Origin of the sequence: Paenibacillus sp. IITD108, assembly GCF_036541265.1 — a bacterium.
Lineage (GTDB): Bacteria > Bacillota > Bacilli > Paenibacillales > Paenibacillaceae > Pristimantibacillus.
On the sequence record NZ_JAZHCT010000005.1, the window covers coordinates 149,839 to 176,029 of the forward strand.

A 26,191-nucleotide genomic window follows, 5' to 3' on the forward strand; every position below is an offset into this window, starting at 1 on the left:
TAATAAATCTGTTTACTAGATTAATATAGGCTGCAGCTGCTCCCCTTGAAGCGCTGCCTCGCACGCTTCCATAATTAAATCCATTTTTGCCACGAGTGAATTAGGCTTTTGCACCGGATTGTCTTGTCCGAAAGGTACAAAATAAATATTTTTGGCGACAAGCAAACGAGCTATATTCGCTGCGTTTAATCCAAGGCCGTCATTAGTAGAAATCGCTAGGACAACAGGTCTGCGATTTCTCATTTGAGCTTTGGCGGCCATCAGCACTGCGCTATCTGTTTGCGCATTTGCCAATCTGCTCGTTGTATTGCCCGTACAAGGCGCGATAACCAGCACATCAAGCAGCTTGGAAGGCCCAAGCGGCTCGGCTTGCACGATTGTTGATATAATTTCATTGCCTGTAATCGAGGTCAGCTGCTCCTGCCATTCCTTGGCTGTACCGAATCTAGTATCCGTTGTCACTAGCGTTTGCGATACAATCGGTATGACTTTCGCGCCAGCATCGACAAACCGCTGAATTTGCGGCATTACCTCTGCAAATGTACAATGGGAGCCAGACAATGCATAACCTACTGTTAAACCATTCCAATCCATTATTCATTCCTCCGATTGCTAATATCGTCCATCATCAACTGTACTAAACAATCCGCTATGATTCGTCCAGCAGTTTGAGGTGCAACGATACCTGGCAATCCGGGGGCTAACAACGCTTTAACGCCGTATTTTTCCGCAAAGGGAAAATCTGTGCCTCCTGGCTTTGATGCAAGGTCTATAATGACCGCATGCTTCGGCATTTTTGCGATAATTTGCGCTGTGACTATCATAGTCGGAATTGTATTAAAAATCAAGTCAATCTTGCTTACATGATGTTGCAAATCACTGATATAGAAAGGGTCGAGCCCCATTTCAAACGCTCTGGCGTAATGCTCTGAGCGCCTGACGCCTACCTTGACTTTAGACCCTAGCGCTTGCAGAGCCCTAGCCATTGTAAATCCTGTACGGCCTAACCCTAACACGATGGATGAGGAACTGTGAATTGTAAACTCTGTATTTTCTATCGCCATCTTCAGGGCGCCTTCGGCAGTCGGTATCGAATTATAAATAGCAACATCATCACGTTCAAACAATTCGACCAGCTTTAATCGGTGCATCGCGCACAGCTGCTGCAAATAAGGTCTGGCCATGCCTGTATAAATTACAGCGTGCTTCGGCAGCTGCTCGGCAAGCTCATTCGTCAGCTTTAAAGGGCTGTTGCCAAATGGCGCAGCGACCTCACCTTGCTCGTCAGTTCCAGCTGCAGGCAATATCAATACATCTGTCGTGGCAAAGACCTCTTTGTCACAAGAACAAAATGTAACAGGGCCATAATCTGCCTCGTATTGTTCAAAGCCGCATACGAAGACTGAAGCTTCCAGCTCGTTAAGCTTTCTAATGACTTCGACTTGTCTGGCATCGCCTCCAAGCAAAAGCACCTGTATGCCTGTAAACATCGAGCATCACTCCCTTCTATCACTAAGCTACAAGGATAAACGGCTCCGCCGTCCTTTGGACTGGCGCGTTTACCGATGAAATATAAGAACAGATAAAAGGTACAAACACTTATACTTTCTTATATTTTAAAATATACTATGCCTTTGCCCAGTGCATGGTGATAAGAAGAAATGATGCGCTTCAAGAAATAACGATGCAGTCCTTTTGCTTTTGCGTTAACTTTCGAATTATCGTCGATCAAGTCATTTGCGGAGCATGAGCGAATAATTGTACAATTTTTCTTAAATAATCCCCCAACTAAAACGCTTTGATTGGGGCTTCGACGCTTTTTGTACGAAACTGGAAGTTTAATAATTAGAGAAAAAGGCTTCGGTCCCCCTTTTTTTTGACCCGTGCGTTTTAAATTAAAAAAGCTGCGCTTAAGGAGCATCAATTCTCCTTAAACACAGCTTAAACCGAGTAACTCAGACGGTTGAAAGGTACAAATAAATGTATATGAAATTATTAATTAACACCTGTATGTCCAAACCCGCCGCTGCCTCTTACGGTATCAGGAAGCTCGTCAGTCTCTACGATTTGCACGCTTGGCAAAGTCTGAAATACCATCTGCGCAATACGCTCGCCGCGTTTGATGACAAATGGCTCCTGACCTAAATTGATGAGCAGCACCTTAACCTCACCGCGATAGTCGGCATCGATGGTGCCCGGCGAATTCAAGCTGGTAATGCCATGCTTGTATGCAAGTCCGCTGCGCGGACGAATTTGCGCTTCCATATTGGCAGGCATCGCCATTGAAAAGCCTGTCGGAATAAGCTGGCGCTGTCCTGGATTTAGCACTACATCTTCAGCCACAGCAGCGTGCAAATCAAAGCCTGCCGCCCATTCTGACATTTTTTGAGGCAATGCTATATCCTCATTGCCAGCCAATCGCTTAAATAGAACCTGTTGCAAAACTATTCCTCCTTATATTAGCTGCGTCTTTATCATTTGTACCGACAGCAGCTACTGCAAATGGAACCGACAGCATCCGCTGTGTAACGAATGCAACGTCTTCCATCGTAACCTTATCAATGCGTGCAAGCATTTCATCAAGCGTGAAATGCCGTCCCAGCATAAGCTCGTTTTTACCTAGTCTGTTCATCCTGCTGCTTGTACTTTCGAGACTCAATATCAAGCTGCCCTTCAGCTGCTCTTTCCCGCGTGTCAGCTCGTCCTTGGACAGGCCGTTCTTCTGCAGCAGATCCAATTGCTCCATCGTCAGATCAATGACTTCCTTCGTCTGCTTTGGAGCGGTTCCAGCATATACCGTAAAAAGTCCTGTATCCGCAAATGACATATGATAAGAATAAACGGAATAGGCCAGTCCGCGCTTCTCTCTTATTTCTTGGAACAAGCGGGAGCTCATTCCTCCGCCAAGGGCGTTGCTTAACAGTATCATCGCGTACAGCTGCTGATCTTTAAAAGAGCATCCCGGAAAAGTAAGACAAATATGCTGCTGTTCTGTCTTTTTCTTATAAAATATGTAGTCGCCTACAAATAACGGAGCCTCATTGCTCACTTCTTTGCTGGAGTGCAGGTTAAAGCCGCCAAAATATTGCTCTAGCAGCGTCAGCAATTTCTGCTCTTCAACGTTGCCGGCAACACTAATGACCGTATTCTCAATCGTGTACATTTCGTTCATATACTGTCGTAAATCCCCAGGCTTCATATCGATCAAACGATCTTTGATTCCCAAAATGGAATAAGCAAGCGGATGATCTCCGTAAGAAGCGCGCGCCGCTTCATCATGCACTTTATCGTCAGGCGTATCCTCATACATTGCGATTTCTTCCAAAATCACGTTTTTTTCTTTCACCAGCTCTTCTTCATTCAGCTCGGAATTAAAAAACATATCAGACAATGCATCAACAGCGATCGGCAAATGCTCATCCAGCACCTTTGCGAAATAGCAAGTATATTCTTTGGAGGTAAATGCATTTACATTGCCACCTATGCCGTCGAATACATCTGCAATATCTTTTGCTGTTCGAGTTGCTGTACCTTTGAATAGCATATGCTCTATAAAATGTGAAATTCCGTTATTGTTAGTCGATTCATTGCGAGAGCCAGTTTTTACCCATATTCCAAATGATACCGAACGGACAGTAGGCATATATTCAACCACTACTCGCAAACCGTTGCTAAGCATATATTTCTTCACAAGCGTCCTCCTAAACTATGAATAAGTCCACTATATCAGAATCGCTACTTCCCCTCAACTGCTCCGGCATCAATACGCTCGGACGACAAGGTCTGACTGACAGTACCGATTGCATATCCTCTTTTTTTAGCTGCTTTTATCATCCCGGGCAAAGCATCGCGAGAGCTGGCAGTAGGATGCATCAAAATCAGTGCGCCAGGCTCCAAGTGATTCGTAATTTTTGTTACTATAGAGCTTGCAGGAGGCTTGCGCCAATCAACCGTATCGATCGTCCATAAAACCGTTTGCAGCCCCTGCTCTCTTGCGATTTGTACGGTAGCCTTATTATAAGAGCCTGACGGCGGGGCGAACAGTCGATTTTTGACCTGCAGCACCGACTCCAGCAGCTGTTCTGTCCGCTGTATTTGCGACTGCTGCTCCGCTCGGCCAAGCAGCTTCATATCCGGATGCGAATAAGCGTGATTGGACATTTCATGTCCTTCAGCTTGAATCTGCTTTGCTATATCCGGATTTTTTTTCAACCAGCTTCCATCGAGAAAAAAAGTAGCCTTCACATTCTCATCCCGTAAAGTTTTTAAAATAGCTTCTATGTACTCATTGCCCCAAGCTACGTTAATCATAAAGGAAATCATTTTTTTATTCGGATTGCCGCGATAAACAGGATGAGCCCCCAGCTGTTCAAGCTTTATGTCCGGCTCAACCTCTGCATAATGAAATGGAATAATGTCTGAGTTTGGGTTTAATCGGGCTGCCTGGAACGTTTTCTCTACATCCACTTCCAAGCCGTTATAGCCAGGTATAGCATGCCATACACGATCGATTCTTGCATTAATAGGAGCGATATACTGGTTTTTTGCTTCTGCAACAATGCGCTCGTACAGCTGCTCCTCTGCCTCTGTGCGCTTGCTGCTCCAAACCAACTGGCTTTCCTTGCTGCTCTTTAGGCTTTTTATAAAAAAGGCCACATCTGAATTTAACCGAACAAAAATCAGCAATGCTAAAATAGTGCCGGCAATAGCCGCACCTTTACGCATCCATAACATTGGCATCACTCCATTTCATGCCGCCTGGCGAGACAAAAATACTCGTACAAGCAGCATCATGCTTATCACCAATGTATGACAGCTTGGACGCTGTTATGTAAACATTTTTTTATCAAGGATAAAAGGCTCCGCCGTCCTTTGGACAGGCGCGTTTACCGATGAAATATAAAAACTGATATAAGATTACAAGAACTTTACTTTCTTATACTTTAAAATAAAAAAGAGACAGATTTCATCTGGCTCTTCGAACGTTTTGTATGGAAGGGAAATTCCATCCAATCCTAGGATTGAGCTGGAACTTCCGGCGTTAATACCGCTTTGCGCGACAAATTAATTCTGCCTTGCTGGTCGATTTCCGTTACTTTCACAGTAATTTGATCCCCAATTTTCACTACGTCCTCTGTTTTGGCAACACGCTCAGTGGACAGCTGCGAAATATGAACAAGACCGTCTTTATTTGGCAATATTTCAACAAATGCGCCGAACTTCTCAATGCGCTTTACTGTGCCCAAATAAACTTCGCCGACGACAACCTCTTTGACGATACCTTCAATGATCGCCCTTGCTTTTTTGTTCATTTCTTCATTAGAAGAAGCGATAAACACCATACCATCTTGCTCGATATCAATTTTAACGCCGGTTTCTTCTATGATTTTGTTAATGATTTTACCGCCTGCACCGATAACATCACGAATTTTATCCGGATTGATTTGCAGCGTCAAAATTTTCGGAGCATATTGAGATAGGCTTGTTCTTGATTCGGACATAACTTCAAGCATTTTGCCCAAAATGTGCATACGGCCTTGGCGTGCCTGCTCAAGCGCTTGCTCAAGAATGCTGCGATCGATGCCCGCAATTTTAATATCCATTTGGATGGCAGTAACACCCGCTGGCGTGCCGGCAACTTTAAAGTCCATATCGCCAAGATGGTCTTCCATGCCTTGAATATCGGACAGGATCGAGAATTGCTCGCCATCTTTAATCAGTCCCATTGCAATGCCTGCTACTGGCGCTTTAATTGGAACACCTGCATCCATCATCGCCAGCGTGCTCGCGCAAATGCTTGCTTGTGAGGTAGAACCGTTGGATTCTAGCACCTCGGACACTAAACGAATCGTGTACGGGAATTCTGACTCAGACGGAATAACTTTGGATAGAGCGCGTTCACCAAGAGCACCATGTCCAATTTCGCGACGGCCTGGAGGACGAAGCGGTCTAGCCTCGCCAACGCTGAATGGCGGGAAGTTATAATGATGCATGAAGCGTTTTGTTTCTTCCGGCGATATGCCATCCAAAATTTGAACGTCTCCCATTGCACCTAGCGTACAAATGCTTAGCGCTTGCGTTTGTCCACGAGTAAACAAGCCCGAACCATGCGTACGCGGCAGCAATGCTACATCGCACTCAATCGGACGAATTTCCTCAAGTGCTCTGCCGTCTGGTCTTACTTTATCATGAGTAATCAAGCGGCGAACTTCTTCTTTTACAATATCGTACAGCACTTCTTTTACGTCAGCCATCAGTTCAGGACTGTCAGCGTAAATTTCTTCAAAATGCACAACTGTTCTGTTGTTTACTTCGTCAATAGCATCTTGACGGGCATGCTTTTCTGCAATTTTAATAGCAGCGACAAGATCTGCAGAAGCATATGCTCGTACAGCCTCATTAACCGCTTCATCTACTGCATGCAGCTGAACTGCCATCTTGTCTTTTCCTGCAATAGCTTGAAGCTCATTAATTGTTGCTACAATCTTTTTAATTTCTTCATGGCCGAACATTATCGCTTCCAGCATAACGGTTTCAGACACTTCATTAGCCTCTGCTTCCACCATCATGATTGCGTCGTTCGTTCCAGCTACGACTACGAAAATATCCGTTTCCTGCTCCTGCTCAACCGTAGGGTTAATCATATACTCCCCGTTAATACGGCCGACGGTAACACCGCCTATTGGCCCATTAAAAGGAACATCAGAAATAGCCAGCGCCGCAGAAGTTCCAATCATGGCCGCAATTTCTGGCGAGCAGTCCTGATCCACGCTCATCACGATATTAGCAATTTGCACATCGTTGCGGAATCCTTCCGGAAATAGCGGACGTATAGGCCGGTCTGTCAAACGGCTGGATAGAATCGCCTTTTCGCTAGGTCTGCCTTCCCGCTTAATAAATCCGCCCGGGATTTTACCTACTGCATACAAACGCTCTTCATAGTTTACAGTCAGCGGAAAAAAATCTAGATCCTTCGGCTCTGTTGATGCTGTAACAGTACAAAGCACAACAGTATCGCCATATCGCACAGTAACTGCAGCATTTGCTTGCTTAGCCAACCGGCCCGTTTCCAGGGACAGCGGTCTTCCGCCAAGCGTCATCTCTACACGGTGTATCATTTAATTCCTCCTTTTCCTATTACAAAAAGCAACCCGATTCCTATTATCATGTCGATAACCGGGACAATCAGGTTGCTTTTCATGTCGCTTGTTTTAACGGCGAAGGCCGAGTTTTTCAATCAGTGCGCTGTAGCGTCTGATATCTTTGTTCTTCAAGTATGCCAACATTTTACGACGTTGACCTACCATCTTAAGCAAACCGCGACGGGAATGATGATCTTTCTTGTGCTCGCGCAAATGCTGCGTCAAGTTAGAAATATTCTCCGTCAGGATAGCGATTTGTACCTCTGCAGAACCAGTGTCACTCGCGTGTGTTTTGTGCTCTTCGATCAATTCTTGCTTACGCTCTTGTGTAATTGCCATCCTCATTCACCTCCTTTTCATAATCGCCAATAGCCTCGTTGCCGTCGGTGAGATCATGCACCCAAGCTATGGTTCAACTGCTATATTATACAATTGTATAACAAGCAATAACGATGTAAAGTATACCATATTGTCTCTTCGTTTGTCGAGCGATTTCCTTTACTCAAACATAAACAGCTTTGCCGCACCTTCGAAAGATGCTTTTTACCGCCCTACGCTAACGATGCTTTTTGCTGTTTCGGCATCCTTATTAATTTGAGCAATTAACTCCGCAACGGATCCGAAGCGCTGCTCTGATCTGATGAAATCAATAAAATGTACGGTTACAGCTTTCCCATAAATATCTTGATTGAAATCAAACAAATGAGCTTCCATGACAGGCTTAATGTCTTCTTTATTAAATGTTGGCTTAATTCCGTAATTTAATACACCGCCGTACATTTTCCCATTCACTTCTGCCTTAATAGCGTAAACGCCCAGCTTTAAGCCGGCATAAGGATCATTAAAGCGTAAATTAGCAGTTGGAAAACCAATTGTGCTTCCCCTGCCGTCGCCACGCTCGACTGTGCCTGTAATGGTATATGGTCTGCCAAGCAGCCTTTCTGCATGCTTCAAATCGCCTTCCTTAAGCAGCTGCCGGGTAAATGTGCTGCTCACCTTTTGGCCATTATCAAATAAAGGCTCTACGACAGATACGCCGATCTGCGGCAAGCAGAGCTCCTTGAGCATGGCAGGATCACCAGCTCCGCGACTGCCAAATCTAAAGTCAAAACCGACAGTGATATGCTTTACATTGAGCTTTTTTATTACTTCATCAATAAATTGCTCAGGCGATACAGACGCAAACTGCAAATCAAATTTCATAACAAAAACAACTTCAACGCCGAGCTTGGCAAATATCGCTGTTTTATCATGAAGCGGGGTTAAGCATTCGTCATAATGAGCGCCTCTGCCGAGCACTGCTTTAGGATGAGGAGTGAATGTCATAACGGCTGCCCGCATATTATTTTGCTGCGCAACTTTAACAGCCTGTCCGATCACATTTTGATGGCCTTTATGTACCCCGTCAAAATGGCCGATAGCAAGCGAAAGCTGTGTATTAAGTGTAAGAGGCAAGTTTTGTAATGGATAGCTTATTGGTATAATGTCCAATGCTGAAACACCTGCATTCCTGATGAACTATTCGGCATTGCCTTATTTAAAGCCTTGAATAGATCTGCATCTGCGATAAACTTAAATAGCAGAAAACACTTTAATCGGCTTCAAAAGACTAGCTGCCGTATCTATTTGAAAAATGCCCAAAAATATTCTCGAACGATTGTACAGCCGGACAATTTGCCCGTTCTCCCATTCAGCTTGTTGAATATTTGCCGCTTGCAGCCGAATCTTCTGGCCCTGCAGCGCGCGCTCCCCTATAGCATCATCAACAACTGACTCTGGGATATGAGAGATCGCTTCATCAGCAGCCAGCAAATGATCGGTTAGCTTATCGGCTTGCGCCAATTGCTCGATTTGCTCGATTGTCAAGCAGCTCTCTTCTGTTATGCCGCCCGACATAGTACGAATGAGCTTTGCCATCGTTGCGGGTACTCCTAAAGCTTTGCCTATATCCACACATAAAGTACGAATATAAGTGCCCTTGGAGCATTCCACAGAAAACGTTATTTCCGGTTCCTCCGCCTGCAGATTCGTGCTGAGCAATTCGATTTGATATATATGCACTTTACGAGATTTCCGCTCAACCGTCTTTCCTTCTCTAGCCAACTCATAAAGCCGCTTTCCGTCGACTTTAACGGCTGAGAACATGGGCGGCACCTGATCAATTGTCCCTTCAAACCTGGTCAGCGCTGCTTGTACCTGCTCAAGCGAGACTGAAACATGATCAGAGCGCTCTATAACATCTCCCGTTATATCCTCTGTATCTGTTGCAATGCCCAGCCTTAAAGTAGCCGTATAGGCCTTAGGCCTGTCCTGCACATATTCTACTACGCGCGTAGAACGGCCTAGACATAAAGGAAGTACGCCCGTAACCATCGGATCAAGCGTACCGGCATGACCAATCCGCTTCATCTTCAATAGTCGGCGTACTTTTGCTACTACATCATGAGAAGTCCAACCTTCCGGTTTCCATACTGCCAAAATGCCGTCCATCTACATTACCAACGCCTTTCTGACAGCTTCCACCAATTGTGCAGTAGCCTCTTCAATCGTGCCATCAAGCTTGCAGCCTGCCGCTCTTGTATGACCCCCACCGCCAAACTGCTGCGCAACCTGCGCCACATTCGCTTTTCCCGCAGAACGCAGACTTGCCTTCAGCGATCCGTCTTTACTCTCTTTAATCAAAATGCCAACCTCTACTCCGTCCACATTAAGCGCATAATTGACGATGCCCTCAATATCTTCCGAGACAGCCCCTGTATTCTTCATATCCTGTTGATCGATATAAAGCCAGCCTATTTCAAGGTTGTCACTGAAAGTAAGACGATTAAGCGCGAGCTGCAGCAATTTAAGCTTGCCGATCGTCATTTTTTCCAGCAGCCAGTCTGCCAGCCAATAGCCAGATACTCCTACCGCCAGCAGCTTTGAAGCAATTTCCATTACCCGCGGGCTAGTATTCGAATACCTAAATCCACCTGTATCAGTAATTAAGCCTGTATAAATTGCGGTAGCGCAATCCAGATCAAGCGGTTGCTTGGCAAGCTCAATCAAATCAAACAAAATTTCTACTGTTGCAGCGGCATCAGGCCGTATGACATTGACAGCGCCGAAGCCGTTATTCGTAGGGTGATGATCTATATTAAGTAATTGCGAGTTAACCCCGAATGATCGGCTGACTTCGCCTATTCTGTGAAAGTCGGCACAATCAACAGCGATTATACGGTCGAACGATTCTTGAAATTTATCTTCACTGTAGCGTTCGATACGATCAAAATCGTATAAATAATTCAAGCGGCTTGGCAGTTCGCTTTCGTTAACTAGCACAGAGGCTTTGCCAAGCTGTTTGAGAAGCCAGCTGACGGCGACGGTTGAGCTGATAGCGTCGCCGTCCGGCTGGACATGAGAAACTACAAGAAAAGAGTCACCTTCAAGAATAAAGGCCAGCGCCTGCTCCAGCTGTTCCATATATTCCTTGTGGGCCGTCATCATTGCTTATCATTTCCATTATTAATTTCGTCAAGCAACGACTCGATACGGCTTCCGTACTCGATACTGTTATCGAATTTGAACAGAAGCTCTGGGGTATGGCGAAGCTTCATACGTTTGCCAAGCTCTGAACGAAGGAAACCAGTCCCTCTTGCCAGCGCTTTTAACGTAGCTTCTTTTTGCTCATCATTGCCAAGTACGCTCAAATAGACGCGCGCTTGAGACAAATCGCTTGTCGTCTCTACACCTGTTACCGTAATAAAGCCGATGCGCGGATCTTTAAGCTCCATTTGAATAATTTGACTCAGCTCTTTTTTAATTTGCTCGCTGACTCTGCCTACTCGAATTTTTGCCATGCTTAAATCACCTCTCTACTGTCTCCATGACAAATGCTTCGATAATATCGCCTTCTTTGAAGTCGCTGAAACGCTCTAACGTTATACCGCATTCGAAGCCTTGGCTAACTTCCTTGGCATCATCCTTGAATCGTTTCAACGAATCCACTTTACCAGTATATACAACTATGCCGCTTCTAACCACTCTAGCCTCAGCATTTCGCGCTACTTTTCCATCGGTTACCATACAACCGGCGATTGCACCTACACGAGTAACCTTAAATACGTTGCGCACCTCAGCATGGCCGATAACGACCTCTTTATAAATCGGATCAAGCAAGCCCTTCATAGCTTGTTCAATTTCTTCAATTGCGCTGTAAATAACACGGTGCATCCGAACATCAACCTTCTCAGAAGCGATTGTAGCTTCTGCTTGCGGATCCGGACGAACGTTAAAGCCAATTACGATCGCATTCGATGCGGATGCCAAAATAACATCAGATTCCGTAATAGCTCCTACGCCGCTATGAATAATTTTGACACGGACGCCTTCTACTTCGATTTTGGCCAGGGAGCCCTTAAGTGCTTCAGAAGAGCCTTGAACGTCAGCTTTAATGATAACATTCAGATCTTTAATTTCGCCTTCTTTAATATGGTTGTAAAGATCGTCCAGCGTAACTCGAGTATTGGCGCCGATTTCGCTTTGACGGTGCTTCACCGCACGGCGTTCAGCAATTGTGCGCGCTTTGCGCTCATCTTCAAACACAAGGAATGGATCGCCTGCATGAGGCACTTCCGTCAAGCCGGTAATTTCAACAGGCGTTGAAGGTCCCGCTTCCTTCAAGCGGCGGCCGCGGTCGCTTACCATTGCTCTGACACGGCCGAAGCAGTTGCCCGCCACGAAAGCATCGCCAATGCGAAGTGTGCCGTGCTGAACAAGTATTCGGACTACAGGCCCTTTACCTTTATCAAGCTCAGCTTCAATTACTGTACCGCGAGCACGCTTGTTAGGGTTTGCTTTGAAATCATTAACTTCAGCTACAAGAAGAATCATTTCGAGCAAGCCTTCGATTCCGATACGCTGCTTCGCTGAAATTTCAACGAAGATCGTATCTCCGCCCCATTCTTCAGGGACAAGCTCATACTCCGTCATTTCTTGCTTGATGCGATCTATATTAGCTTCAGGCTTATCGATTTTGTTGACTGCAACGATAATTGGAACGCCGGCAGCTTTGGCATGGCTGATTGCTTCAACGGTTTGCGGCATAATGCCGTCATCCGCTGCTACTACAATAATAGTAATATCAGTAACTTGAGCGCCGCGTGCACGCATCAACGTAAACGCCTCATGACCCGGAGTATCAAGGAACGTAATTTTCTTGCCGTTGATTTCTACCTGATAAGCACCGATATGCTGGGTAATACCGCCAGCCTCGCCGCTAGATACATTTGTTTTGCGAATGGAATCAAGAAGCGTCGTTTTACCGTGATCGACGTGTCCCATAATTGTGACGACAGCAGGGCGAAGCTTAAGATCTGCATCATCATCCACTTCTTCGATCGTTTCAAACGCATCTTCTTCCACTGGAATTTTCACTTCAACTTCTACGCCGTATTCATCAGCAATTAGTTGAATAGCTTCCATTTCCACTTCTTGGTTAATCGTAGCCAGAACACCTAAAAACATAAGCTTCTTGATTACTTCAGAAGCGTCTTTATGAAGCAGCTTTGCTAGATCACCCACCGTTAACGTGCCGCGAACGATAATTTTCTTAGGTGTATTGTCGATTTTTTCGCGAGGCGGCTGTGGAGCCTGCCTATTATTGCGGCCACGATTATTACGGTTGTTGCCTCTAAAATTATTTTGACGGTTTGAGTTATTGTCATCAAATTTTCTTTGACCGCCCTTACCGCGATTCGAACTATTGTTGTTTGAAGAATATCTGTCTTCAGAACGGTTTGTTTTATCTTCCGTGCTCGTTCTTCCCTGCGGCTGCTGCTGATTGGAACGGGCTGCAGAATCTGTGCGCGTATTGTTTTGCTGCTTTTGTCCGCCTCCATGATTGGAATGGCTGCGGTTGCCGCCTTGACCTTGACCAGCTGAACGTCCAGCTTGAGACGACTGATTACTCGAGCCCTCTTGGTTCGATCTATGCTGACCGCCGCGATTGCCGCCCTGCTGATTGGAGGAGCTGCGCTGTGCGCCTGTGTTATTGTTGGAACGGCCTGCCGGTCTTTCAGCTGTCCGTACACTTTGTGTCGCTGCTTGTTTTTCTTCTTTTGGCTGCGACTGATTAGAAACTGTAGTATTAGTGTTTTGTTTTTGTTCTGATGTTTGAGTTGTCATATTAATGGATTTCATTGGCCCCTGTCTATCTTGATTTGTAGGTTTTGCTTCTTGAGCGCGCTTAGCAGCTGCATTGGCCTTGATGTCACGGAAGAAACCTTCTACCTTTTGCACCATTTCAGGCTCCATAACGCTCATATGGTTGTTGACTGGAAGATCCAGCCGCTTCAATATTGTAATAATTTCTTTACTGCTCATATTTAAAGACTTTGCATATTCATAGACGCGCAGTTTATCTTTCATATCCTTACTGATTTTGTTATTGCTCAATAGGATCCACCTCCGTATAATAGCTCAAATGACTCGCAATCATAGCTGCAAATTGCGTATCCGTAATCGCCAGTACTACCCGATCTGGTTTACCAATTGCTTTTCCCAGCTGTTCGCGGTCGAATGCTTCGGCGAGTTGTATTCCGTAGGTGCGGCATTTATCTGCAAATTTCTTTTTGGTATTGGATGAAGCATCGGCGGCGATAATAACGAGCTTGCACTTGCGCTGCCGGACTGCCTTGAGAACAATTTCATCGCCAGAAATCAGCTTCCCTGCTCTCATCGCCATGCCCAGCTGCGAAAGACTTTTATTAGTCTTCATCTCCAGCCAGCTCCTTATTAGCGATAAACCGCTCCTCTACTGCAATAAACTGTTGCTCTAGTTGTTCGTAAATCGCCTCACTGACAGATTGTTTCAAAGCTCTATCGAGAGCCTTGTTTTTTCGAGCCAACTGAAAGCAACCTACTTTACCGCATAAATAAGCGCCTCGCCCCGCTTTTTTACCCGAAAGATCTATCATAATCTCTTCGGCCGGTGTCCGTACAACCCGAATAAGCTCCTTCTTCGGCATCATTTCCTGACAGGCTACACATTTTCGAAGCGGTACTTTTCTTGGTCTCACCGCACACCCCTCCTTTGCGAAATCGATCGTCCTTTACTAAGGACCCGCTTGCTTAAAACGATCAATCAAAGGAAACCGAATCTTGATGCATCGTTTCTGCTGATGTTTTAGGACGGCCAAATTCCTGCTCGGCTTGCGACTCGCTTTTAATATCAATTTTCCAGCCAGTCAATTTAGCGGCAAGCCTTGCATTTTGACCTTTAATCCCGATCGCAAGCGATAATTGATAATCCGGCACAATTACTCGCGCCATCTTCTCCTGCTCAAACACGATAACCTCAAGCACCTTGGATGGGCTAAGCGCATTGGCCACATATTCCTCCACATTGTCTGACCAGCGCACGATATCAATTTTCTCGCCTTTCAGCTCAGTTACGATCGTTTGCACGCGCAAGCCCTTCTGGCCTACGCAGGAGCCAACCGGATCAACCTCGCTATTGCGCGAATGCACAGCGATTTTCGAGCGAAAGCCCGCTTCGCGAGCTACTGAGCGAATTTCTACCACGCCGTCATAAATTTCCGGCACTTCCAGCTCGAACAAACGCTTAAGCAGGCCCGGATGTGTTCGGGATAAAATAATTTGAGGGCCTTTCGTCGTGTTTTCCACTTTAGTAATAAAGGACTTCACACGATCGCCATGCTTGAATTTATCTGTCGGCATCAGCTCAGTCAACGGCAGCACCGCTTCCACCTTGCCTAAATCAACAAACAAATTACGCGTATCCTGACGCTGCACGATACCGTTGACAATATCCTCTTCCTTATCAATAAATGCATTATAAATAAGGCCTCGTTCAGCTTCACGAATTCGCTGGGTAACGACCTGCTTTGCCGTTTGCGCTGCAATACGGCCAAAGTCACGCGGTGTTACCTCAATCTCCGCAATATCATCCAGCTGATAATGCGGATTAATTTCGCGAGCCGCTTCAATTGATATTTCAAGACGCGGATCAAGCACCTCATCTACTACTGTTTTGCGAGCATATACCTTAATAACACCGCTATGTCTATTAATGTCTACCCGCACATTTTGCGCAGTATTGAAATTACGTTTGTAGCTTGAAATTAGCGCTGCTTCAATCGCTTCAAGAAGCACATCCTTAGCTATACCTTTATCACGTTCTATCTCATGTAATGCTTCAATAAAATCCATACTCATTGGAACGATGTTCCTCCCTTCATAATCTTGTACACTAGAAAACAACTGCAAGACGTGCGCTTGCTACTTTTGCATATGGAATCGTATGATCTTTTTTTCCTATACGAACAACGACATTCTCGCCATCGAATGCCTCTAGGTAGCCTTCAAATTCTTTTAGTCCGCCAATTGGTTCATAGGTTGTAATAAATACATGCTGGCCGATTGCTTTATGTACATCCTCAGCCCTTTTAAGCGGCTTCTCTGCGCCTGGGGAAGAAACTTCAAGAAAATAGGCCTCCTTGATCGGATCCTCCTTGTCCAACTGCTCGCTGACGTACTCGCTAATACGACCGCATTCATCAATGTCGATTCCGCCGTCCTTATCTACGAATAATCGTAAAAACCAGTTGCTTCCTTCTTTTACATATTCAATGTCAACCAGTTCAAAGCCATGTTCATTGAGATAGGGTTGTACCATAGCCTCAACAGCGGATTTGATATGGGATGTGCTCAAATTAAAATAACCTCCTGTTTGTTGCGCGCTAATGAGAATTTTTCCATTACAAAACGTAAAGAGTGGGTTTCCCCACTCTTCTGCATCAAATGTCACTATCATCATTTCCACAAAAATTATATCATAATCAACGAAGAGTGACAAGAAATGATTTCTAGCTGTCTAAAACACAACTCTAAAACGCTAAAGGAGACTTTCGATTAATTGTGGAGAAAAGCAGCAAGCAATAGAAAGGGGGACCACTGCGATCAAAAATGGGATTCCGACCGCTGTTGTTGCGCACAATTAATCGACAGCCCCTTAATGTCCCCTATACGCTTTCTAAAAGAGCGAAAGCTGGTTGCTTTCCGGCAACCCTCTAAAGCAGCCCATCTCGCTAAGCATCTCAATAATTGTTTTTGTAGCTTTCGATTTCATCTGGAAGTCTTCTACAGACAAAAACTCTCCATCCTCACGCGCCGCCGCGATATTGCGCGCTGCATTGTCGCCTATGCCCGCAAGCGCAGCAAACGGAGGAATCAGTGAATTTCCGTCCACGATAAATTTCGTAGCCTCGGACCGGTACAAATCAATCGGCTTGAACGAAAAGCCTCTGGCGGTCATCTCCAGCGACATCTCCAGCTGAGATACCATGCTCTTCTCCTTAGGCGTTGCATTAAACCCTTTTGCTTCAATCTCCACCAGCTTGCGAAGAATGGCATCGTAACCTTGGCATAACAGTTCAATGTCGAAGTCATCCGCGCGAACGGTAAAATAAGTCGCATAAAATTCGATCGGATAGTACAGCTTGAAAAAGGCTGTGCGCACTGCAGATATAACGTAAGCCGCAGCATGCGCCTTCGGAAACATATACTCGATGCGCAGGCAGGAATCGATGTACCACTGCGGAACCTTGCAGCGCTTCATCTCCTCTATCCATTCCTGCGTAAGGCCGCGGCCTTTACGCACGCTCTCTGTAATTGTAAATGCCAAGCCAGCATCCATATTAGCTTTGTAGATCAAATAAAGCATAATGTCGTCACGACAGCCTATAACGGTTTTAATGTTGCAGGTGCCATTTTTGATAAGCTCTTGCGCGTTGCCCAGCCATACGCCTGTTCCATGTGACAAGCCTGAAATTTGCAGCAAGTCGGCAAAGGAAGACGGCTGTGTTTCCTGAAGCATCTGACGCACAAACTTCGTTCCCATCTCCGGTACGCCGTAAGTAGCTACCGAAGAGCGAATTTTCTCAGGCTCAACGCCAAGTGCAGCAGTCGAGTTGAACAAGCTCATAACCTTTGGATCGTTCATTGGAATAGTCGTCGGATCGACGCCCGTCAAATCCTGAAGCATACGCATCATCGTCGGATCATCGTGTCCCAGTATATCCAGCTTGAGCAAATTCTCATCGAAGGCGTGATAGTCAAAATGCGTTGTTTTCCACTCCGCTGTCACATCATCAGCCGGAAATTGTACTGGCGTAACATCCTCAACATCCATATAGTCCGGTACAACAACGATACCGCCCGGATGCTGCCCCGTGCTGCGCTTCACGCCTGTACAGCCGCTTGCGAGCCTGGCTAGCTCTGCGCCTCGCCACTTTTTATGATGCTCTTCCTCATATTTTTTCGCAAAGCCATATGCCGTTTTTTCTGCAACGGTGCCAATCGTGCCGGCACGGAACACATTTTTCGGACCAAACAGAACCTTGGTATAGTTATGCGCAACAGGTTGATATTCTCCTGAGAAGTTCAAATCTATATCCGGAACCTTATCCCCTTTAAAGCCCAGGAACGTTTCAAAAGGAATGTCCTGGCCCTCGCCTTTCATCGGCTGGCCGCATTCCGGACAATTTTTGTCCGGCAGGTCGAAACCGCTTGGCACGCTTCCATCTAAAATCCATTCGCTGTGGCGGCAGTCTGGATTTTTGCACAAGTAATGCGCTGGCAATGGATTAACTTCTGAAATGCCTAGAAAAGTTGCGACCACTGAAGAGCCGACCGAGCCCCGGCTGCCTACAAGATAACCATCCTGATTCGACTTTTTAACAAGCTTTTCCGAAATAAGATAGTTCGCTGAAAAACGATATTTAATAATAGGAACAAGTTCTTTTTCCAAACGGTCGACGACTACTTGCGGCAGCGGCTCGCCATACATGCTGATTGCCGTATTGTAGCAGGTGCTTCTAATTTCTTCATCGGCGCCTTCTATGTTAGGAGTAAACAGCTCTTTGGGGAACATATCATATTTCTCAAAGCGTTCGGCCAAATCAGCTGTATTCGTAACAACAACCTCAAAGGCTTTTGCATCGCCCAAGAAAGCAAACTCCTCCAGCATTTCCTCTGTTGTGCGCAAATGCGCGTCCGGCTTGCGTATGCTCTTCAGCGGACTAAAGCCGGTAATGCCATGAATCGTAATATCCCGATAAATTTTGTCGCGAGGATTGAGGTAATGAACGTTCCCGGTTGCAATAACCGGCTTGTTCAATTCAACGCCAATATCGCATACTCGGCGCATTGCCTGTTCAATTTCGGCACGGCTGCGCACAAGCCCCTTCTCAACCAGATGCATATAGAAATCGATGGGCTGAATTTCCAGCACATCATAAAATTCTGCTACGTCCTTCGCTTCTTCATAGGATTTATTCAGTACCGTTTCAAAAAACTCGCCCTTCTCGCAGCCTGATATTACTAATAGTCCTTCTCTTAGCTCTGTAAGCTTACTCTTTGGAATCGTTGCTACCCTTTTAAAATATTCAGTATGCGATAAGGAAATAAGTTTGAATAAGTTCTTTTTGCCATCGGCATTAAGCGCGTAAATATTACAATGGAAGGGGCGGGTGTTGGATAAGTCCATGCCGACATAATCGTTCAGCTGATGCAAATCAACGATTTTTCGTTCAACGGCATCCTGGATGAGGCCAAACAGCACGCCTCCCAAGGCGATGGAGTCATCGATCGCGCGGTGATGATTTTCAAGGCTAACCTTATACTTATCAGCCAGCGTATTGAGACGGTGATTTTTCATCGTTGGATGTAAAAACCGGGCTAATTCGAGCGTATCAAGCACCGGATTATTAACCTCCGGCAAGCCCAACGACTTACAATTTGCTTGAATAAAGCCTATATCGAAGCGGGCATTATGAGCTACTAGTATATCATCGCCGATAAATGCTAAAAACTCCTTAAGCTTTGGCTCAAGCTCAGGCGCATCCTTTACCATTTCATCATTAATATTAGTCAGCTGCTGAATGTTATAAGGAATGCTTTCATGCGGATTAATGAAGGTGGAGAAGCGATCAATCTCCTTGCCTTCCTTCATTTTCACGCCGGCAAGCTCTATAATTTTATTATTAATGACGGAAAGCCCCGTCGTCTCAATATCAAATACAATATACGTGCCTTCAGCAAGCGGCTCAGGACGCGAATTGATCACCATTGGCACCGCGTCATTAACGACATTGGCCTCAAGTCCAAACAATACCTTAATGCCGTGTTTTTTAGCAGCCTTAACGGCGTCCGGATAGCATTGCACATTGCTGTGATCTGTCACAGCAATCGCCTTATGCCCCCACTTGGCAGCCATCTTCGCATAGGCATCGATAGAAGCGACCGCATCCATCGTGCTCATCGTCGTATGCAAGTGAAATTCCACTCGCTTGAGCTCGGCACGATCCATCCGATCTGGCGGCGAGCCGATTTCGTGCAAATCATTCGGCATCATGACCAGCTCAGGCTCCTGCATGAAACGGTCGTATTCTATGCGGCCCCGCGCTTTTATCCATTTGCCGTTAGACAGCTGCGAAAGAACCTTCACATCTTCCTTCGTCTTGGCAAACATCTTCATCGCTATGGAATCTGTAAAATCAGTTATATTAAAAACAAATAACGTGCTCCCGTTGCGCAGCTCCTTCACATCCAGCCCGAACACGGAACCTTGTACCGTTATTTTCTTTTCTTCATCGTGAATATTCATAAGAGGCGTAGCCTCTTCGCGAATGTCATAACCTACGGCAAGCCGTACAGCTTCATCGCTATCGCCATCGGCAGCCGTTGATTCCGAATAGGCCTCGGCCATTAGCTGCTGAACAGTTTCCCGTTCCTCCTGTTCAATCTTTTGCATAAATTGTTCGTAAACTTCTTCTCTCGACTCTCCAACCACCAGCTTGACCCGGCACTCTCGCATAAAAAATTGCCTGTAAAAACGAATAATAAATTCATCAATTTGTTTTTTTCTAGCTAATTCAAGTCCTGTATTATCAAGCAATGATATGGTAAGCAGATCCCCTTCGGCTTCCAGGGTGCTTTTATGCAGCCAGCCATTCACAGATGCAATTTGCTGCTGAATCCATTCCAGAAACAGCGGCCAGTACTGCAGCATTATGTTTCCTGTTTCAACAATAGGATCATAAGTAAATTGAAAGGAAACAGAGGCTATATCTTTGAATTTCAATTCGGCAGCTTGTACAAGCGCGCGATAAGCCATTAATGGCACTATGGACGTTTTGCATATGCAAAACGTCCATTCGCGATTGTTCTTGCTTACTATAACCTGATTAATATAACCATCTTGATAATAAGATTGAATTAGATCCTGCGGCAGGCCCGTATGCTGCAATAGCAGCTCAAACCGCTGCCGCTTCTCAGTGGATAGGCTCATTCCATTCCTCTCCCATCAATCCGAGCTGAATACCAATCAGCTCTTAATAAGCACGAGCAAAAACTACAGTATGCTTCGATTCATCACCGCAAACAAGACAAGAAGATTTTTGAACGCTTGGGTTAAACGGTATATTACGGCTTGTCGCTCCCGTCTCTTCCTTCACTTGCGCTTCGCATGCCGCAGATCCGCACCAGCCTGCTTCAACAAAGCCGCGCTTTTCCTGGAACAATTGCTTCATCTCGTCAAGCGTATCTACAACCTGTGAATTATCAGCCATAAATTGCTTGGCGCGATTATACATTTCTTGCTGGGTTTCCGCCAGCATTGCTTCAACCTCTTGGACGAGCCTGCTTTGTTCCACTATACGCTTCTCGCCGGTAATGCGGGAGACAAGTACAACTTGTCCATTTTCCATATCTCTTGGTCCAAGCTCGAGACGGAGCGGAATGCCGCGCATTTCGTATTCGTTGAACTTCCAGCCAGGGCTTACATCGGAGCGGTCATCGACTCTAACGCGAACACCTGCTTTTTTCAGCTCCGCGTAAAGCTCGTCTACTCTGCCTACGACTTGTTCTCTTGTTTTGGCTGGTCCAATTGGAATCATAATAACCTGTGTCGGCGCAACCTTCGGCGGCAATGCCAATCCGCGGTCATCGCCATGCACCATAATTAACGCACCGATCAATCTTGTACTTACGCCCCATGAAGTGGTATGGCAAAATTGCAAATTGTTTTCACGGTCAAGGAATTTGATATCAAAAGCATCTGCAAATTTTGTGCCCAAATAATGGGATGTCCCGGCTTGAACTGCCCGCCCATCCTTCATCATCGCTTCAATCGAGAACGTATCTACAGCCCCTGCAAACCGCTCAGACGGCGTTTTTTCCCCTTTAATAACAGGGATAGCAAGAAACTCTTCGACAAAGGAAGTGTATACGTCGAGCATTTGCATCGTTTCGGCGCGCGCTTCTTCCTCGTTTTCATGCGCTGTGTGTCCTTCCTGCCATAGAAACTCGCTTGTACGAAGGAATGGAAGAGTGCGCTTCTCCCAACGCACAACGTTAGCCCACTGATTGATCAAAACAGGCAGATCGCGATACGATTGAATCCACTTCGCATACATATGTCCAATCATCGTCTCTGAGGTCGGACGAATAGCCAGTCTTTCCTCCAGCTTTTCGCCAGCTGCTTCGGTTACCCATGGCAATTCGGGATTAAAGCCCTCAACATGCTCCTTCTCCTTCTGGAAAAAGCTCTCGGGAATGAACAATGGAAAATATGCGTTGCGATGACCCGTTTCTTTGAAACGGCGATCCAAATCACGCTGAATATTTTCCCAAAGCTCATATCCCTCCGGACGAAATACAATACAGCCGCGTACTGGAGAATAATCCATTAGCTCAGCTTTTTTGATGACATCGATATACCATCTCGAAAAGTCTTCGCTTTGCGGTGTAATTTCTGTAACAAACTGTTTATCTTTGGACATGTTCTATTGACTACTCCCCTCTTACTAACCGTAAAATATCATTATAGGTCACGACAAGCATCAGCAGCATCAGCATCGCAAAACCTACAAAATGAACTAAGCTCTCCTTGGAAGCGTCAAGCGGACGGCGGCGGACGGCTTCAAGGCCAAGGAAGATTAATCGGCTTCCATCCAGAGCAGGGATTGGCAGCAGGTTGAATATTCCAATATATAAGCTGAGCAATGCGGTCCATTGTGTTAATTGTACGATTCCTTGCCTAGCAATTTGGCTAGTCATTTCGGCAGTCCTTACAGGTCCGCCCAAATCATCCAGCTTAAACTGTCCGGTAACGAGCATTTTCAAGCTTTTAAAAATGTTGATCGACATTTCTTTCATAAGGTAAGCTGATTTGGATACAGTCTCACCCGCAGTCGCAGGACGTGTGGCATATTTGGAGGTAACGCCTATTTTGCCGACTCCTGCTTCATCTGGCACCGGCGTCAGCTTCACTTGCATCGGCTGGCCGGCTCTAATAATATCAAGTGTAATCGGTACGCCGGCAGAATCTCCGATAATATCAATCATTCTTCCGAAATCCGTACCGATCTTCTCACCATTGACGGCATCGATCACATCGTCTGACTGAAGCTGGGCCGATTGGGCCGGCATCCCATCAGAAACCTGATTAATAAGCAGCTTCTCTGCTACGCCAGCCATTTGAATGTAAGTGCCAAACAGCAAAAAAGCTAGAATAAAATTCATAAGCGGACCGGCAAAAATAGTCATGGCGCGCTGCGGCAGCGTTTTGCTGTTAAAGTGTCGATCGATTGGAGCGATTTGCGTTTCCGATCCTCTAGCAATAATGTGTGCTTCACGCTGTACGGCAAAGGTTTCACTTTCCCCGTCTACAAGCAAAGTAAGCGAAAGCTCTTTCTCCAAATCAACAGCCTGCACCTCGCCGCGCATTACATTGCTGCGCTCATCCAAGCGATCAAGATATATAGCCGTTACTTCATTGTTTTTTATCCGGACTGCTATCGTTTGGCCTGGCTGCACTTCGACAATTTCGGGGTCTTCTCCAGCCATTCTGACAAATCCGCCAGCTGGTATAAGCCGCAGTGTATATTTTGTTTCTCCGCGTTTAATTGACAACAGCTTAGGACCAAAGCCAATGGCAAACTCACGAACTAAAATGCCTGCCCGCTTAGCAAATATAAAATGACCCCACTCGTGAATCGTCACAATGACAAAAAATACGGCCACTGTCAAAAATACAATTTGAATCATATGCATATAGGTATAGCCTCCTGTTCATTACGGCCTGTACATAGATTATCATTATTCTCCTATCCGATACAAGAGAACCATAATTGCAGGATCGGCTTAAATCTCTGACGCTAGTCGTCTCGCCCAAAGATCTACTTCAGCAATACTTTGCACATCAGGAAGATCAACAGCTTCATGACGGCTAATAACGGTCTCCAAAACTCGTTCTATATCAAGGAACGAAATTTCCTCTCGCAAAAATCTTGCGACAGCCACTTCATTGGCAGCATTAAAAACAGTTGGAGCAGACTGCCCCATTATTCCGCAATCATAGGCAAGCTTAAGACAAGGAAACCTTATGTAATCCATCTCACGAAAAGAAAGCTTGGCAATAGCTGCTAGATCAAGTCTTTTGGTAGGCGTTGCCCAACGCTCTGGATAAGTAAGAGCATACTGAATCGGCACGCGCATGTCCGGGTCTCCCAGCTGTGCAATAATACTGTGATCCTTAAACTCTACAAAGGAATGAATAATACTTTCAGGATGCATGAGTACTTGTATACGATCATAAGGCATATCAAAAAGCCAGTGCGCTTCGATGACCTCCAGCCCTTTATTCACCATCGTCGCAGAATCGATTGTAATTTTTGCTCCCATGGACCAATTAGGGTGCCGGAGTGCGTCTGCAACAGTAACATTCGCAAGTTCATCACGCGACCGATCGCGAAATGAACCGCCTGATGCAGTCAGCGTCAATGTATTAACAGCCTCTCTTGGCTCACCGTTCAAGCACTGGAACAATGCCGAATGCTCGCTGTCTACGGGGACAATTGCCACTCCGCGGTCGCGAGCACGCTTCATTACCAGATGCCCCGCTGTAACTAATGTTTCCTTGTTTGCAAGCGCAACGGTTTTGCCTGCATCAATCGCCGCTAGTGTGGCGGGTAAACCGCGGCTGCCCACGATTGCGGTTACAACGACATCCGCTTCTTCAATCGAGGCAGCTTCAATCAGACCTTCCTCACCGTACACGATACGCATTGAAGCCGGCAAATGAAGCCGCGCTTCCTCTGCCAGCTCCTTCGTTGCCAGGCATACCAGATCCGGATTATATTGTTTAGCCTGCTTAATAAGCAGTTCAATATTATTCCCCGCCGTCAAAGCGGTTACCTGAAATTGTTCAGGATGATGCGATACAATATTTAATGTTTGCGTTCCTACAGAACCTGTCGAGCCGAGCAGTGCAATTTTTTTCATCATTGCTTCTCCTTCCTCTATAAAGGGATTAATCCCGTAAGCAGAAGCAGCGGGAATACAATCAGCCAGCTATCGCAGCGATCCAGCACTCCGCCATGTCCCGGCAGCAAAGTGCCAGTATCTTTAATGCCCTTTACTCGCTTATAGGCAGACTGCATCAAATCGCCAAGCTGGCCGGCAATTGCAGCTAGCAAACCAATGATTACGGCATGTCCGATAGATACGATAGAAGGAGCGCATAGCGAGAAGATAACAGCAACAATAACAGCAAGCGCAACACCGCCAATTGCACCCTCAATCGTTTTGTTAGGACTTATTTCGGGCCACAGCTTGTTTTTGCCAAACGCTCTGCCTGAGAAATATGCGCCTACATCAGAGGACCATATCGATCCAAATGCGATAAACGCCCAAAATAAACCGTCATTCTCGATTAATCTCACTTCAATCATAGCATTGAAGCCATAACCCACATAGATGGCGCCAAGCAGCATAAGCGCTGCATGGTCTATCGTTTTGCGATTTTTAGTTATTACTGTGACAACCAGCAATAAACAAACTAGCAGCCAAATCATTTGCATCGCGGATGGGGCTGCAAGTCCCCAATGCTCCCATGGAAGCACAACATATAGCATGGCCGCATAACCAAGCAGCGTCATGCTGTCATACCACTTATGTCCGTTCATCCGGGCGAACTCATAAAACCCGATAACAGCAAGCAAAATCATTAAAGCTGCGTACCAATTTCCGCCTGCAACTGCTACAGCAATAAAAAATGCGCCGGCAAGGACACCTGTAATGATACGTTGTTTCAACTGTCGTCACACTCCGTCTTTGAGCTTATAATCCGCCATAACGCCGAATGCGTCGCTGATACTGTTCAATTGCTTCAAGAAAATGAGCTTCCTTGAACTCCGGCCAATATACATTTGTAAACCAAAGCTCACTATAGGCCAACTGCCAAAGCATAAAGTTGCTAAGTCGCAGCTCCCCGCTCGTTCTGATCAACAAATCCGGATCAGGCATCTCTTTTGTTAACAGCCTTTGCGACATGGATTGCTCATCAATATCCTCAAGCTGCAGTTTTCCATTTTTAACATCCGCGGCAATATCCCGAACGGCTGCAAGCATTTCCATTCTACTGCCATAATTTAGAGCAAAATTTAATACAAGCCCTGTATTTCCAGCCGTTTTGGCAATAGCTTCTTCCACAGCCTTCAAGGTGTGCTCAGGCAAATCATCCCTATAACCCATCATTCTGACCTGTACATTATTAGAAATAAGCTCTTTTAGCTCAATTTCCAAAAATTGCTGAGGCAGCTTCATTAGAAATTCCACTTCATCCCTGGGTCGTTTCCAGTTTTCTGTTGAGAAAGCATACAACGTCAAATATTTAACGCCAATCCTGTTTGCCTCCATCGTGATGCGCTTCACTGTCTTCATACCGGAATGATGACCCGCAACGCGAGGCAGACCGCGATCTTTAGCCCAACGGCCATTTCCGTCCATAATTATAGCAACATGCTGCGGCACATTATCCATTGCTTGCGATTTCGACTGCGGCAAGGACGAAATGCCTAACTTGGCCAGAAGTCGCTTAATCATCCTGCTTCCCCCCAAACCGAAATCAACAAGAAGAAACAACGCCATCTTAAGATGCGCGGTTTCTTCAAGAATTTCAAGACCAATTCCGCCTCCCAGAGGGG

22 protein-coding genes are annotated in these 26,191 nt (G+C 45.8%); all 22 read right to left on the reverse strand.

What is annotated here, in order from left to right; translation table 11 throughout:
- Positions 1 to 15 precede the first annotated feature (15 nt).
- The gene (locus tag V1L65_RS06140) at positions 16 to 594 is read right to left on the reverse strand and encodes a dipicolinate synthase subunit B (RefSeq protein WP_331698209.1); all 579 of its coding nucleotides are present in this window, start codon (positions 592 to 594) and stop codon (positions 16 to 18) included.
- Complete coding sequence (gene dpsA / locus V1L65_RS06145; protein ID WP_331698210.1) at positions 594 to 1,490, reverse strand: dipicolinate synthase subunit DpsA; 897 nt, start codon at positions 1,488 to 1,490, stop codon at positions 594 to 596. The genes V1L65_RS06140 and dpsA overlap by 1 nt, the downstream gene beginning before the upstream one ends.
- Before the next feature lie 505 nt (positions 1,491 to 1,995).
- Positions 1,996 to 2,442, reverse strand: a complete 447-nt coding sequence (dut, locus tag V1L65_RS06150) for a dUTP diphosphatase (RefSeq protein WP_331698211.1) — start codon at positions 2,440 to 2,442, stop codon at positions 1,996 to 1,998.
- Complete coding sequence (locus tag V1L65_RS06155; RefSeq protein ID WP_331698212.1) at positions 2,423 to 3,691, reverse strand: M16 family metallopeptidase; 1,269 nt, start codon at positions 3,689 to 3,691, stop codon at positions 2,423 to 2,425. Before V1L65_RS06155 ends, dut begins: the two co-directional genes overlap by 20 nt.
- A 44-nt stretch (positions 3,692 to 3,735) precedes the next feature.
- Complete coding sequence (locus V1L65_RS06160; protein ID WP_331698213.1) at positions 3,736 to 4,734, reverse strand: polysaccharide deacetylase family protein; 999 nt, start codon at positions 4,732 to 4,734, stop codon at positions 3,736 to 3,738.
- 281 nt (positions 4,735 to 5,015) lie between these two features.
- Positions 5,016 to 7,118: a polyribonucleotide nucleotidyltransferase gene (pnp, locus tag V1L65_RS06165; RefSeq protein ID WP_331698214.1), complete on the reverse strand. Its 2,103-nt coding sequence runs from the start codon at positions 7,116 to 7,118 to the stop codon at positions 5,016 to 5,018.
- 93 nt (positions 7,119 to 7,211) lie between these two features.
- Positions 7,212 to 7,481, reverse strand: a complete 270-nt coding sequence (gene rpsO, locus V1L65_RS06170) for a 30S ribosomal protein S15 (RefSeq protein ID WP_331698215.1) — start codon at positions 7,479 to 7,481, stop codon at positions 7,212 to 7,214.
- 204 nt (positions 7,482 to 7,685) lie between these two features.
- The gene (locus tag V1L65_RS06175; protein WP_331698216.1) at positions 7,686 to 8,633 is read right to left on the reverse strand and encodes a bifunctional riboflavin kinase/FAD synthetase; all 948 of its coding nucleotides are present in this window, start codon (positions 8,631 to 8,633) and stop codon (positions 7,686 to 7,688) included.
- A gap of 81 nt (positions 8,634 to 8,714) precedes the next feature.
- Positions 8,715 to 9,632, reverse strand: a complete 918-nt coding sequence (gene truB, locus V1L65_RS06180) for a tRNA pseudouridine(55) synthase TruB (protein ID WP_331698217.1) — start codon at positions 9,630 to 9,632, stop codon at positions 8,715 to 8,717.
- Entirely contained in the window at positions 9,633 to 10,625 is a 993-nt protein-coding gene (locus V1L65_RS06185; RefSeq protein ID WP_331698350.1) for a DHH family phosphoesterase, read from the reverse strand.
- Positions 10,625 to 10,981 (reverse strand): 30S ribosome-binding factor RbfA, encoded by a 357-nt coding sequence (rbfA, locus tag V1L65_RS06190; RefSeq protein WP_331698218.1) that lies wholly within the window; start codon positions 10,979 to 10,981, stop codon positions 10,625 to 10,627. The genes V1L65_RS06185 and rbfA overlap by 1 nt, the downstream gene beginning before the upstream one ends.
- A gap of 7 nt (positions 10,982 to 10,988) precedes the next feature.
- A complete protein-coding gene (gene infB, locus V1L65_RS06195) occupies positions 10,989 to 13,550 on the reverse strand; it encodes a translation initiation factor IF-2 (protein WP_331698219.1) in 2,562 nt (853 codons plus the stop codon).
- A 16-nt stretch (positions 13,551 to 13,566) separates the two neighbouring features.
- Entirely contained in the window at positions 13,567 to 13,899 is a 333-nt protein-coding gene (locus V1L65_RS06200; protein WP_331698220.1) for a L7Ae/L30e/S12e/Gadd45 family ribosomal protein, read from the reverse strand.
- On the reverse strand, positions 13,889 to 14,200 hold the full coding sequence (gene rnpM, locus V1L65_RS06205; protein ID WP_331698221.1) for an RNase P modulator RnpM: 312 nt from the start codon (positions 14,198 to 14,200) through the stop codon (positions 13,889 to 13,891). The genes V1L65_RS06200 and rnpM overlap by 11 nt, the downstream gene beginning before the upstream one ends.
- Positions 14,201 to 14,261: 61 nt before the next feature.
- Positions 14,262 to 15,359, reverse strand: a complete 1,098-nt coding sequence (nusA, locus tag V1L65_RS06210) for a transcription termination factor NusA (RefSeq protein WP_331698222.1) — start codon at positions 15,357 to 15,359, stop codon at positions 14,262 to 14,264.
- 34 nt (positions 15,360 to 15,393) lie between these two features.
- Positions 15,394 to 15,855, reverse strand: coding sequence for a ribosome maturation factor RimP (rimP, locus tag V1L65_RS06215; protein ID WP_331698223.1), 462 nt, complete (start codon positions 15,853 to 15,855; stop codon positions 15,394 to 15,396).
- A gap of 321 nt (positions 15,856 to 16,176) precedes the next feature.
- The gene (locus V1L65_RS06220; RefSeq protein WP_331698224.1) at positions 16,177 to 20,493 is read right to left on the reverse strand and encodes a PolC-type DNA polymerase III; all 4,317 of its coding nucleotides are present in this window, start codon (positions 20,491 to 20,493) and stop codon (positions 16,177 to 16,179) included.
- A gap of 43 nt (positions 20,494 to 20,536) precedes the next feature.
- Positions 20,537 to 21,985 carry a proline--tRNA ligase gene (proS, locus tag V1L65_RS06225; protein ID WP_331698225.1) on the reverse strand — a complete coding sequence of 483 codons (1,449 nt, stop codon included), beginning with the start codon at positions 21,983 to 21,985 and terminating at the stop codon, positions 20,537 to 20,539.
- Between the two features lie 10 nt (positions 21,986 to 21,995).
- The gene (gene rseP / locus V1L65_RS06230) at positions 21,996 to 23,258 is read right to left on the reverse strand and encodes an RIP metalloprotease RseP (RefSeq protein ID WP_331698226.1); all 1,263 of its coding nucleotides are present in this window, start codon (positions 23,256 to 23,258) and stop codon (positions 21,996 to 21,998) included.
- A 90-nt stretch (positions 23,259 to 23,348) separates the two neighbouring features.
- The gene (locus tag V1L65_RS06235) at positions 23,349 to 24,488 is read right to left on the reverse strand and encodes a 1-deoxy-D-xylulose-5-phosphate reductoisomerase (protein WP_331698351.1); all 1,140 of its coding nucleotides are present in this window, start codon (positions 24,486 to 24,488) and stop codon (positions 23,349 to 23,351) included.
- Between the two features lie 17 nt (positions 24,489 to 24,505).
- Positions 24,506 to 25,300, reverse strand: a complete 795-nt coding sequence (locus tag V1L65_RS06240; protein ID WP_331698228.1) for a phosphatidate cytidylyltransferase — start codon at positions 25,298 to 25,300, stop codon at positions 24,506 to 24,508.
- A 25-nt stretch (positions 25,301 to 25,325) separates the two neighbouring features.
- The gene (locus tag V1L65_RS06245; RefSeq protein ID WP_331698229.1) at positions 25,326 to 26,090 is read right to left on the reverse strand and encodes an isoprenyl transferase; all 765 of its coding nucleotides are present in this window, start codon (positions 26,088 to 26,090) and stop codon (positions 25,326 to 25,328) included.
- Positions 26,091 to 26,191 lie beyond the last annotated feature (101 nt).